The organism is Rhizobium sp. BR 249, from assembly GCF_047445895.1.
In the GTDB taxonomy this organism is placed as follows: Bacteria; Pseudomonadota; Alphaproteobacteria; order Rhizobiales; family Rhizobiaceae; genus Rhizobium.
In genome coordinates, this window is record NZ_JARWKX010000043.1 from 18,533 (window position 1) to 29,412 (window position 10,880).

Here is a 10,880-nt window from a genome sequence, read left to right on the forward strand (position 1 = left end):
GGCGAAACGCCGACACATCGAGGAGCCCATGACAGCAAAACTCATCCTTGCATCGTCGAGCCCCTTTCGACGGGCACTGATGGAAAATGCCGGACTGTCTTTCGAGGCGCATGCCGCCCGGATTGATGAAAGGGCAGTGGAAGCTCCGATGGAAAAAGCGGGGGCCAAGCCGGATGCGGTCGCACTCGTCCTGGCCAAGGCTAAGGCCGAAGAGGTCAGCAGCCGTTTTCCCGACAGCATGGTCATCGGTTCGGACCAGACGATGTCTCTCGGTGAGCGCGTCTTCCATAAGCCGAAGGACATGGCCGACGCGGTGAACCACCTTCAAACTCTGTCCGGCGTAACCCATCGATTGAACAGCGCCATTGCCATCGCCAGTGGCGGTGTGGTCCTTTGGGAACATCTCGCCCATGCGGAGCTGACGATGCGGCCGCTGACGGTGGATTTCATCACCCGGCATCTGGCGCGGGTCGGCGAACGGGCGCTTTCCAGTGTCGGCGCCTATCAATTGGAGGGGGAGGGCATCCAGCTGTTCGAGAAGATCGAAGGTGACTATTTCACCATTCTCGGCCTGCCGATGCTGCCGCTTCTGAAAAAATTGCGGGAACTCGGAGCGATCGATGGATGATTCACGTGAAACATTCGGGCCGAAGGCGTTTGTCACCGGCTTTCCCATCAAGCATTCACGCTCGCCGCTGATCCATGGATATTGGCTGAAGACGCTCGGCCTGCCCGGCAGCTACCGTGCGCATGAAGTGGCGCCCGATGCCTTTGCGGATTTCATTGTCTCGTTGAAGGACGGCAGTTCCGGTTTTGTCGGCGGCAACGTCACTATCCCGCACAAGGAACTCGCGTTCCGGCTTGCCGACAGACCGGACCAGCTGTCGCAGGAACTCGGCGCTTCGAACACGCTCTGGCTGGAAGAGGGCGTCCTGCATGCGACGAACACCGATGGCCGCGGCTTCACCGCCAATCTCGATGAACGTCATCCCGGATGGGACCGTCATGAGACGGCCGTTGTCTTCGGCGCCGGCGGCGCAAGTCGGGCCATCATCCAGGCGGTTCGCGACCGCGGTTTCAAGGAGATCCACGTCGTCAACCGCACCGTCGAACGCGCGCGCGAGCTCGCCGATCGCTTCGGCCCGCGCGTGCACGCCCATCCCGCAGGCGCGCTTGCCGAAGTCATGAACGGGGCGGGCCTCTTCATCAACACGACCTCGCTCGGCATGGACGGAGAAGCGGCGCCGCAACTCGATTTCATGGCTCTTGCGGCCAATGCCGTCGTCACCGATATCGTCTATATCCCCTTGAAGACGCCGATCCTGGCACAGGCGGAAGAGCAGGGCTTTTCGATCGTCGATGGTCTCGGCATGCTGCTGCATCAGGCCGTCCCCGGCTTCGAGAAATGGTTCGGCAAGCGTCCCGTCGTCGATGCGGCGCTGCGAGGGCTGATCGTCGCGGACATGGAATCACATTGATGCTGAAGATCGGTCTCACCGGCTCCATCGGAATGGGCAAATCGACGGTCGGCAAGCTGTTCGCCGAGGCCGGGATCCCATTGAACGACTCCGATGCGGTGGTCCATGATCTCTATGCCGGCGAGGCAGCGCCGCTGGTGGATGCCGCCTTTCCCGGCGCGATGAAGGATGGCGCGGTCGACCGGCAGGAGCTCGGCCGCCAGCTCGCGCTCGACCCGGCCGGTTTCAAGCGCCTGGAGGCCATTGTCCATCCGCTGGTCCGCAAACGCGAGAGCGAATTTCTGGCGCGTCAACAGGCAGCCGGCGCCGAGATGGTCCTGCTCGATATTCCCCTGCTTTTCGAAACCAGCGCTTGGGAAAGGGTGGATGTCATCGTCGTCGTCAGCACCGATCCACAGATTCAGCGCCGGAGGGTGCTTGCGCGGGAAGACATGAGCGAGGAAAAATTCGACATGATTCTCTCGCGTCAGACGCCAGACGCGGAAAAACGTCGCCGCGCCGATTATCTGGTCGACACCAGTCACAGCATTGAGCAGACGAGGGAACGGGTGCTCGAGATCGTCGCCGATCTGAAAATGCGAATTGCCAAGGGAGATTTCAGGAATGCGTGAAATCATTTTCGATACGGAAACCACCGGCCTCGACAACCGGACGGACCGCATCATCGAAATCGGCGGCATCGAACTCTTCAATCATTTCCCGACCGGCAACACGATCCATATCTTCATCAACCCCGGAGACCAGAAGGTCCATCCGGATGCGCTTGCCGTGCACGGCATCACCGACGAGTTCCTGAAGGACAAGCAGCCATTCGCTGAGGTGGCCGAACAGATCCTTGCTTTCTTCGGCGATGCCAAGTGGATCGCCCACAACGCCACCTTCGACATGGGCTTCATCAATGCCGAACTCGCGCGGCTCGGTCTGCCGCCGATCCTGCCGGAACGGGTGCTCGATACTCTGTCGATGGCGCGGCGCAAGCACCCGATGGGGCCAAATTCGCTCGACGCGCTCTGCCGGCGGTACGGCATCGACAATTCACACCGCACCAAACACGGCGCGTTGCTCGACTCCGAACTGCTCGCCGAAGTCTATATCGAGATGATCGGCGGCAGGCAGGCTGCCCTTGGTCTCGGCATGTCAGGTCAATCCGGCCAGGCGGCTCGCGGCGAAACGGCGAGCGACGACGATGCGGTGATATCAGCGGTGCTTCAGCGGCCTCGTCCGCTCGGCTCCCGCCTCAGTCAGGCCGAGGCGCAGGCGCATGAGGCGCTGGTCGCCAAGCTCGGCGAAAAAGGCATCTGGGCGAAATACGGCAGCCCCAATTGAAAATGCCCGGGACTTGCCCGGGCATCCGCATTTTCAAACCTGAAAGATCCGATCAGTTCGGAACGGCCTGAACCTTGGCGCGAGCCTGCTCCTCGGCAACGCGCTGAGCAAACATCTGCGTGAAGTCGATCGGGTCGATCATGAGCGGCGGGAAGCCGCCGTTGCGGGTGACGTCGGCGATGATCTGACGGGCGAAGGGGAAGAGCATGCGCGGGCACTCGATGAAGAGAACCGGCAGCATGTGTTCCTGCGGGAAGCCGGCAACGCGGAAGACGCCGCCATAGACGAGCTCGGTATGGAATACCGTCTTGTCGCCGTCTTTGGCTTCGGCATTCAGCGACAGCACGACGTCGAAATCCGTATCGGAAAGCGGATTGGCGTTGACGTTCACATTGATGTTGATCGTCGGCGCCTTGTCGCGGGCCTGCAGCGAACGCGGCGCGCCCGGATTTTCGAAGGAGAGGTCCTTGGTGTACTGCGCAAGGATCGAAAGGGTGGGGCTGGTCGCACCGTTGTTGTTATCGTCTGCCATTGGCTTTTCCTCGAAGGGCATGGAATGGTGCCGCCATCTAACATTTCAGGCAAGGGCTTACAACCCTGGGCGCTGGGCGCGGTTGATCGGCCACAGGGCTTCAATCGCCAAGATGTTTGCCGGACCACGGCGAATTCGGCTTCGGTTCCCTATGATAGTCCTCCTCGTCGAGATCGACCACCTTCGAATTCGGTTTGCGGTCGCGGAAGTCCGGCTGCGGGCCGCCGGAATAGCCACCCTTGGCATTGACGACGACGAAGCGCCTTGCGACCGCCCGCCAGACGAGATCGCGCACCGGCGGAATGAGAATGAGGATCGCGATGATGTCGGAGAGGAAGCCGGGAATGATCAGCAGCAGCGAAGCAATGACATTCATTGCCGGGCGCAGCAGGTCGCGGCCCGGCATCACGCCATTTCGTCCTTCGCTCGACATGCGGCGCAGAATTCCGATGCCCTGCCGGCGCAGCAGGATCACGCCGGCAACGAAGCTCAGCATGACGAGCGCAAGTGTCAGCGCCAATCCGAGCGCCCGGCCGACGACGACGAAACCGGCAATTTCGGCGAGCGGCAGCAACAGAATGAAAGCTGGCAGGATCGAAAAACGCATGGTCGTCATTTCCCGGCCTTTGCCGGTCTCCTCTGGACGCTGGCGAAGATGCCAGCCATCATTTGAATCATCTGTATAGGCGGACTATATGGGAGTACAAATCAGAGATGTTAACGGCGGTTGCGATACGATATGAGTTCGAACGACTTCATCACATTATTCTTCCTGGTGGCGGCGGTGCTGATTTTCTTTCAGCTCCGTTCCGTGCTCGGCCGTCGCACCGGAAATGAGAAGCCGCCGCGCGATCTCTATACGCCGCGGGATGCCGCTCCGGCCGAAACCGCTGATGGCGGCAAGGTCGTGACGCTGCCCCGGCGCGACGCGACGAATGAGGATGAGGATCGCTTCTCCGCTATCGATGCCGTCGCTGCACCGGGAACCCCGCTCAACGAATCGCTGCGCGCCTTGAATAGGGCCGATCCTTCCTTCACTCCGAAGGAGTTTCTGAATGGCGCCCGTATGGCTTATGAGATGATCGTCATGGCCTATGCCGATGGCGACCGGAAAACGCTGAAGAACCTTCTGTCCCGCGAAGTCTATGACGGCTTCGACGCCGCGATCGGCGAACGCGAATCCAGGGGCGAGAAGGTGAAATCCACCTTCGTCGGCATCGACAAGGCCGAAATCACCCATGCCGAGACGAAGGGCAGCGAAGCGCAGATCACCGTTCGCATCGTCAGCCAGCTGATATCGGCCACCTATGACAAGGCGGATGCGCTGATCGAGGGCGACGCCGAAAACGTCGCCGAGGTCAACGATCTCTGGACTTTCGCCCGCGATACCCGCTCGCGTGATCCGAACTGGAAACTTGTGGCGACCGAATCGGAACATGAGTGACCAGGCATCGGACTTCGTCCTGCAGGCTGTCAGCTTCGACACTTTGGAAGGCTGGAAGGATGACGATCCTTCCGGCCTTTTTGAAGTCATGCGGAGCTGCCGACGGCAAATCACCGACGTCAAACCCTACCGCACCGGATCGCTCGGCCTGAGTTCGGAAGATCTGCTTCCGCTGCTGCTGGCCGCCGAAGACTTCACACCCTCGTCTCCGGCATCGGCGCGCGCCTTTTTCGAGAGGCACTGCCGGCCCTTTCTGATCCGGCGCAAGGATGGCAATCCCGGCTTCGTCACCGCTTTCTACGAACCCGAGATGGAGGTGTCGGAGAACCGGGACGAAATATTCCGGTTTCCCTTCTACCGCCGCCCGGACGATCTGATCGATCTCGATGACGCCAATCGCCCCGCCGATTTGGACGGAGCTTATGTTTTCGGCCGTCTGCATGACGGCCGCATCAGCGCCTATCCGGACCGCCGCGAGATCGATTGCGGTTTCCTCGAAAGCCGCGGCCTCGAAATCGCCTGGGCGAAGTCGAAGGTCGATGTCTTCTTCGTGCATGTGCAGGGCGCCGCCCGTCTGCGTTACAGCGACGGCCGTATCGGCCGCATCACCTATGCGGCAAAGGCCGGCCATCCCTTCTCGGCGATCGGCAAGCTCTTGATCGACCGCGGTGAAATCGACCGCGCCGAGATTTCGATGCAGTCGATCCGCGCCTGGCTGGCGCGCAATCCCGAGCGGGTGGACGAGGTGCTGTGGCACAATCGTTCCTATATTTTCTTCCGGGAGGCTCCGGTTGCCGATCCTGAGGCGGGTCCGGTCGCCGCCGCCAAGGTGCCGCTTCTCGCCGGGCGCTCGCTCGCGGTCGACCGAATGATCCATACCTTCGGCTTCCCCTTTTTCATCGGTGCCGAAAGCCTCACCCATCTCGATCAGGACCGGCCCTTCCGCCGGCTGATGCTGGCGCTCGACACCGGCTCGGCGATCGTCGGGCCGGCACGCGGCGATATCTTCACCGGCTCGGGGGATATGGCGGGAGAAAGCGCGGGCACCGTCCGCAACGACGCCGATTTTACCATCCTCATTCCCAATGCCGCCGCCGGACGATTCGACTGATGGCCAGGGATCGAAAGCTCAGCGCCGATGAGAGGATCCTCTGGGGCAAGGTCGCCCGCAGCACGCGGCCGATGCCGGGCAAGGCGAATGAGTTGACCGAACTCGACGTCTTTCTTGAAGAGGCCGAAGCGGCGGCCGAGCGAGAGAAACTCGGAAAACAGCCAACCGCTTCGCCGATGCCGGCGCAGCCGGCATCGGCTTCACCGCCGAAAGCGCCGGCGGGGGTGCATCATCTGCTGGAAAGGCCGGTCAAGCGCAAGATTGCCAAGGGCCGGCTGGCGCTCGAGGCGCGCATCGACCTGCACGGGCTGGTGCAGAGCGAAGCCCATGCCATCCTTCTCGATTTCCTGATCCGCGCCCATGAGCGTGGCATGCGTCATGTGCTCGTCATCACAGGCAAGGGCAGCTCGATGGGCAGCGACGGGGCGCTGAAGCGGGCCGTGCCGCTCTGGTTTTCGAAGCCGGAATTCCGCTACCTGATTTCTTCCTATGAATCCGCCGCACAGCATCACGGCGGCGAGGGCGCTCTCTATATCCGCCTGTCGCGGCGGCACGGGGAAAGGCCATGACGCCCTTCGGAGAGGCGGTCCGCCGGCTGAGAGCGCGCAAGGGCGTCTCGCAGAAGGAGATGGCGGAGGCGCTGAACGTCTCCCCCGCCTATCTCTCGGCGCTCGAACACGGAAAACGCGGTCTGCCGACATTCGATCTGCTCCAGCGCATCGCTGGCTATTTCAACATCATCTGGGACGAAGCCGAGGAACTGTTCCTGCTTGCCCGCTCGTCCGACCCCCGCGTCGTCATCGACACGTCGGGTCTGCCTCCGGAGTATACCGAATTTGCCAACCGGCTGGCGCGGCGGATTCGCGAGCTTGACAGCGCGGAGATCGCCCGGCTATCGGCTCTTCTCGAAAATGCCGGCAAAGGCGACGGAAAAGCGTCATAATCCCCTGTTTTATGCCTTGTTCAGGGGACTTGCCATTGGGAACTGGGCTCAAAAAACCTATATACGAGAGTAAAGAAAGCCGGTGATTCGCAAGGCCCGCCGCCGCTTTACGACAACAGGGAAAATCTCGACAGAATGAGCGATACATCCGCGACGGAAAACGGCGTAAGCAGCGAATATGGCGCAGATTCCATCAAGGTCCTGAAGGGCCTCGACGCCGTGCGCAAGCGCCCCGGCATGTATATCGGCGACACTGACGATGGCTCAGGCCTCCACCACATGGTCTATGAAGTCGTCGACAACGCGATCGACGAAGCGCTTGCCGGTCATGCCGACATCGTCACCGTCACTCTCAATCCGGATGGTTCTGTCACGGTCACCGACAACGGCCGCGGCATCCCGACCGACATCCATACCGGCGAAGGCGTATCGGCGGCCGAAGTCATCATGACGCAGCTTCATGCCGGCGGTAAGTTCGACCAGAATTCCTACAAGGTCTCGGGCGGTCTGCACGGCGTCGGCGTTTCCGTCGTCAACGCGCTTTCGGTCTGGCTCAAGCTGAAGATCCGCCGCCACGGCAAGATCCATGAAATGAGCTTCACCCATGGCGTCGCCGACGCTCCGCTGAAGGTCACGGGCGATGCCCCTGATATGACCGGCACCGAAGTCAGCTTCATGCCGAGCAGCGAAACCTTCACCATGACGGAATTCGACTACGGCACGCTGGAGCATCGCCTGCGCGAACTCGCCTTCCTGAATTCGGGCGTGCGCATCCTTTTGAGCGACAAGCGCCATTCCGATATCAAGCAGGAAGAGATGCGTTATGACGGCGGCCTCGAAGCCTTCGTCGCCTATCTCGATCGCGCCAAGAAGCCGCTGGTCGACAAGCCGGTCGCCATCCGCGGCGAAAAGGACGGCATCACCGTCGAAGTGGCGATGTGGTGGAACGACAGCTACCACGAGAACGTGCTCTGCTTCACCAACAACATTCCCCAGCGCGATGGCGGCACGCATATGGCCGGCTTCCGCGCGGCGCTGACGCGCCAGGTGGTTTCCTATGCCGACAATTCCGGCATCACCAAGAAGGAAAAGGTGACGCTGCAGGGCGAGGACTGCCGCGAAGGGCTGACGGCGGTGCTGTCGGTCAAGGTGCCCGATCCGAAATTCTCATCGCAGACGAAGGACAAGCTCGTTTCCTCGGAAGTCCGTCCCGTCGTCGAAAGCCTCGTCAACGAGGCGCTTAGCACTTGGTTCGAAGAACATCCGAGCGAAGCCAAGATCCTGGTCGGCAAGGTCGTCGAAGCCGCCGCCGCGCGTGAGGCGGCCCGCAAGGCCCGCGAATTGACCCGCCGCAAGGGCGCGCTCGATATCGCCTCGCTTCCCGGCAAACTCGCCGACTGTTCGGAACGCGATCCGGCAAAATCCGAAGTCTTCCTCGTCGAGGGTGATTCCGCCGGCGGCTCGGCCAAGCAGGGCCGTTCGCGCGAAAACCAGGCGATCCTGCCGCTCCGCGGCAAGATCCTGAACGTCGAACGCGCTCGTTTCGATAAGATGCTGTCCAGCCAGGAAATCGGCACGCTGATCACCGCACTCGGCACCGGCATCGGCAAGGACGAGTTCAACGCCGAAAAGCTGCGTTATCACAAGATCATCATCATGACGGATGCCGATGTCGACGGCGCCCATATCCGCACTCTGCTGCTCACCTTCTTCTTCCGGCAAATGCCTGAGCTGATCGAGCGCGGCCATCTCTATATCGCCCAGCCGCCGCTCTATAAGGTCGCGCGCGGCAAGTCGGTGCAATATCTGAAGGACGAGAAGGCGCTCGAGGAATATCTGATCGCCCAGGGCCTGGAAGATGCCTCGCTGAGACTCGGCAGCGGCGAGGTTCGCACCGGTCAGGATCTGCGCGAGGTCATTCTCGATGCGATGCGCATGCGCGCTCTGCTCGATAATCTCCACTCGCGCTACAATCGCGCCGTCGTCGAACAGGCGGCAATCGCCGGCGCCCTGAATGCCGAGCTTGTCAGTGATTCCGCAAGGGCGCTGACGCTGGCGAACGAAGTGGCAGGTCGCCTCGATATCATTGCCGAGGAGACCGAACGCGGTTGGCAGGGAGATTTGACCAGCGATGGCGGCTTGCGCCTCGAGCGCATGGTCCGCGGTGTCAAGGAAGTGGTGGTGCTCGATATGGCGCTGATCGGTTCCTCGGATGCCCGGCATATCGACCAGCTGACATCGCGCCTTAAGGAAATCTATCAGACGCCGCCGTCGCTGCACCGCCGTGAAGGCGATATCGAAATTTCAGGACCGCGCGCCCTGCTCGACGCGATCTTCGCCAGCGGCCGCAAGGGCCTCAGCATGCAGCGCTACAAGGGCCTTGGCGAAATGAATGCCGAGCAGCTCTGGGAAACGACACTTGATCCGAACGTGCGCTCGCTGCTGCAGGTCAAGGTCGCCGACGCCACCGATGCCGACGGCCTCTTCGCCCGCCTGATGGGTGACGAAGTCGAGCCGCGGCGCGAATTCATCCAGGACAATGCGCTGAGCGTCGCCAATCTCGACATCTGATCGAGATTTCTTCAATAAAAGCCCCGCCGAGTCTGAACTGACCCCGTAAAGTTGGACGGTTTATTGGCTGGGATTATTTAAGGGCTGAGTCCTGTATTGAACAGGGCTCAGCCCTTTGAGTTTTAGCCTGATGCGATCGTTGTTGTAATACCGAATATAGTCCTCGACGCCATCACGGAGGCTTTCGATGCTGTCGAAGTGGTTAGGATGGAAGAACTCGGATTTGAGGGTGGCGAAGAAGCTCTCCATGGCGGCATTGTCGAGGCAGTTGCCCTTGCGTGACATGCTCTGGGCAATATTGCGGCTTTCAAGCATGCGGCCCCAGGCCGGCATTTGATATTGCCATCCCTGATCGGAATGCAGGATTGGCCTCTCGGCATTGCAGAGTTGGTCCAGGGCCTTGACCAGCATGTCCTTGACCAGCTTGAAGACCGGCCGTCTCGCCGTCTCGAAGGCAACGATCTCGCCGTTGTGGAGGTCCATGACCGGCGAGAGGAAGAGCTTTTCGCCGGCGACGTTGAACTCGGTGACATCCGTCACCCATTTCTGATGCATACGCTCGGCGGTGAACTGCCGCTGAAGGAGGTCCGGGGCCACGCGTCCCGTTTGCCCCTTGTAGGAGCGGTACTTCTTCGGCCGGACCAGGGACTTCAATCCCATCTCGATCATCAGACGCTGGACGGTCTTGTGATTGACCGTCTCCCCGAGGCTGCGGATCGCAGCCGTCACCCGACGATAGCCATAGCGCCCCTTATGGGCTTCGAAGATCGCTTTGATCCTGGTCTTCAGCGCTACATGCCGATCGGCCAGGGACGAGACTTTCTGCTGATAATAGAACGTGCTGCGGGCCAGGCCCGCAAGCTTCAGCAGCCCGTCGAACGGATAGAGCGGCCTTAACGCCTGGACGGCTTGCGTCTTGTCGGCGCTTGTCGTGCCTGCGTTAAGGCCTCCAGTTTTTTTAGGTAGGCGTTCTCCATACGCAGATAGGCCAACTCCGCCAGGAGCTCCTCGCGGCTCTTGGCCTCATCGCTCCGTGGGGCATCCGTCTTGTCGGACAGCACAGGTGGCTCGGGCATCGATCGGGGCCTTCCTCGACGACGTGGGATCAGGGCGTCAATACCGCCAGCCTTATAGCGTCGCTCCCAATCCGGCAGGCAACTCTTATTGCGCAGGTTGAACAACGCCGCCGTCCGGCGGTAAGAGAGCCCATCCTCCCACATCCGGCGCAGAACCGATAGCTTGAACTCAGCATTGTAGTGGCTGAACTTCTTCACTAGACCGTAAACTCCATGCGCCGCGTGCATCGCCACCCAGTTGCGCACCGTCGAATGGTCGACCCCAAAATGCGCACTCACCTCACGCACGCTACGCTTGCCGCCGCTGTAAAACTCCACAACACTCTGCTTGAACGACGTGCTGTATTTGGACATGCAAAACCCCCGAAGTTGGGTGTCCAACTTTCGGGGGTCAGTTCA

The 10,880-nt window shown here is 61.0% G+C and carries 12 protein-coding genes; 9 read left to right on the forward strand and 3 right to left on the reverse strand.

All coding sequences use genetic code 11. The annotated features are described in order from the left end of the window. Positions 1–28 precede the first annotated feature (28 nt). The 4 genes from QD408_RS26315 to dnaQ are packed head-to-tail and all read left to right on the forward strand — an operon-like array spanning position 29 to position 2,804. Positions 29–628, forward strand: a complete 600-nt coding sequence (locus tag QD408_RS26315) for a Maf-like protein (protein ID WP_414141319.1) — start codon at positions 29–31, stop codon at positions 626–628. Next, a complete protein-coding gene (locus QD408_RS26320) occupies positions 621–1,478 on the forward strand; it encodes a shikimate dehydrogenase (protein WP_414141320.1) in 858 nt (285 codons plus the stop codon). The genes QD408_RS26315 and QD408_RS26320 overlap by 8 nt, the downstream gene beginning before the upstream one ends. Next, on the forward strand, positions 1,478–2,089 hold the full coding sequence (coaE, locus tag QD408_RS26325) for a dephospho-CoA kinase (protein WP_414141321.1): 612 nt from the start codon (positions 1,478–1,480) through the stop codon (positions 2,087–2,089). Before QD408_RS26320 ends, coaE begins: the two co-directional genes overlap by 1 nt. Further along, positions 2,082–2,804 carry a DNA polymerase III subunit epsilon gene (gene dnaQ / locus QD408_RS26330; RefSeq protein ID WP_414141322.1) on the forward strand — a complete coding sequence of 241 codons (723 nt, stop codon included), beginning with the start codon at positions 2,082–2,084 and terminating at the stop codon, positions 2,802–2,804. Before coaE ends, dnaQ begins: the two co-directional genes overlap by 8 nt. Positions 2,805–2,856: 52 nt before the next feature. On the opposite strand, the gene secB is transcribed toward dnaQ, so the two are convergent. Together secB and QD408_RS26340 are read right to left on the reverse strand one after the other, a co-directional pair. Continuing rightward, positions 2,857–3,336, reverse strand: coding sequence for a protein-export chaperone SecB (secB, locus tag QD408_RS26335; RefSeq protein WP_008528719.1), 480 nt, complete (start codon positions 3,334–3,336; stop codon positions 2,857–2,859). 100 nt (positions 3,337–3,436) lie between these two features. Further along, a complete protein-coding gene (locus tag QD408_RS26340; protein WP_414141323.1) occupies positions 3,437–3,943 on the reverse strand; it encodes an FxsA family protein in 507 nt (168 codons plus the stop codon). A gap of 132 nt (positions 3,944–4,075) precedes the next feature. Between QD408_RS26340 and QD408_RS26345 the strand changes: the two genes are divergently transcribed. The 5 genes from QD408_RS26345 to gyrB all read left to right on the forward strand — a co-directional run bounded on the left by QD408_RS26345 (position 4,076) and on the right by gyrB (position 9,405). Beyond that, complete coding sequence (locus tag QD408_RS26345; protein ID WP_414141324.1) at positions 4,076–4,780, forward strand: Tim44/TimA family putative adaptor protein; 705 nt, start codon at positions 4,076–4,078, stop codon at positions 4,778–4,780. Then, entirely contained in the window at positions 4,773–5,891 is a 1,119-nt protein-coding gene (locus tag QD408_RS26350; protein ID WP_414141325.1) for a murein transglycosylase A, read from the forward strand. The genes QD408_RS26345 and QD408_RS26350 overlap by 8 nt, the downstream gene beginning before the upstream one ends. Further along, on the forward strand, positions 5,891–6,460 hold the full coding sequence (locus tag QD408_RS26355; protein ID WP_414141326.1) for a Smr/MutS family protein: 570 nt from the start codon (positions 5,891–5,893) through the stop codon (positions 6,458–6,460). The genes QD408_RS26350 and QD408_RS26355 overlap by 1 nt, the downstream gene beginning before the upstream one ends. After that, positions 6,457–6,834, forward strand: a complete 378-nt coding sequence (locus tag QD408_RS26360; RefSeq protein ID WP_414141327.1) for a helix-turn-helix domain-containing protein — start codon at positions 6,457–6,459, stop codon at positions 6,832–6,834. The genes QD408_RS26355 and QD408_RS26360 overlap by 4 nt, the downstream gene beginning before the upstream one ends. Before the next feature lie 135 nt (positions 6,835–6,969). Next, positions 6,970–9,405, forward strand: a complete 2,436-nt coding sequence (gene gyrB, locus QD408_RS26365; protein WP_414141328.1) for a DNA topoisomerase (ATP-hydrolyzing) subunit B — start codon at positions 6,970–6,972, stop codon at positions 9,403–9,405. A gap of 60 nt (positions 9,406–9,465) precedes the next feature. Here gyrB and QD408_RS26370 read toward each other — a convergent pair. Beyond that, a protein-coding gene (locus QD408_RS26370; protein ID WP_414141329.1) for an IS3 family transposase occupies positions 9,466–10,835 on the reverse strand; the annotation gives its coding sequence in 2 pieces (ribosomal slippage) (positions 9,466–10,358 and positions 10,358–10,835; 1,371 coding nt in all). Positions 10,836–10,880: the final 45 nt, after the last annotated feature.

What these genes read in the sequence shown, in the direction of transcription:
- QD408_RS26315 (WP_414141319.1), top strand. Translation starts at nt 29, where the DNA reads ATGACAGCAAAACTCATCCTTGCATCGTCGAGCCCCTTTCGACGGGCA.
- QD408_RS26360 (WP_414141327.1), top strand. Translation starts at nt 6,457, where the DNA reads ATGACGCCCTTCGGAGAGGCGGTCCGCCGGCTGAGAGCGCGCAAGGGC.
- secB (WP_008528719.1), bottom strand. Translation starts at nt 3,336, where the DNA reads ATGGCAGACGATAACAACAACGGTGCGACCAGCCCCACCCTTTCGATC.
- QD408_RS26345 (WP_414141324.1), top strand. Translation starts at nt 4,076, where the DNA reads ATGAGTTCGAACGACTTCATCACATTATTCTTCCTGGTGGCGGCGGTG.
- coaE (WP_414141321.1), top strand. Translation starts at nt 1,478, where the DNA reads ATGCTGAAGATCGGTCTCACCGGCTCCATCGGAATGGGCAAATCGACG.
- QD408_RS26355 (WP_414141326.1), top strand. Translation starts at nt 5,891, where the DNA reads ATGGCCAGGGATCGAAAGCTCAGCGCCGATGAGAGGATCCTCTGGGGC.
- QD408_RS26350 (WP_414141325.1), top strand. Translation starts at nt 4,773, where the DNA reads ATGAGTGACCAGGCATCGGACTTCGTCCTGCAGGCTGTCAGCTTCGAC.
- dnaQ (WP_414141322.1), top strand. Translation starts at nt 2,082, where the DNA reads ATGCGTGAAATCATTTTCGATACGGAAACCACCGGCCTCGACAACCGG.
- QD408_RS26320 (WP_414141320.1), top strand. Translation starts at nt 621, where the DNA reads ATGGATGATTCACGTGAAACATTCGGGCCGAAGGCGTTTGTCACCGGC.
- QD408_RS26340 (WP_414141323.1), bottom strand. Translation starts at nt 3,943, where the DNA reads ATGCGTTTTTCGATCCTGCCAGCTTTCATTCTGTTGCTGCCGCTCGCC.
- gyrB (WP_414141328.1), top strand. Translation starts at nt 6,970, where the DNA reads ATGAGCGATACATCCGCGACGGAAAACGGCGTAAGCAGCGAATATGGC.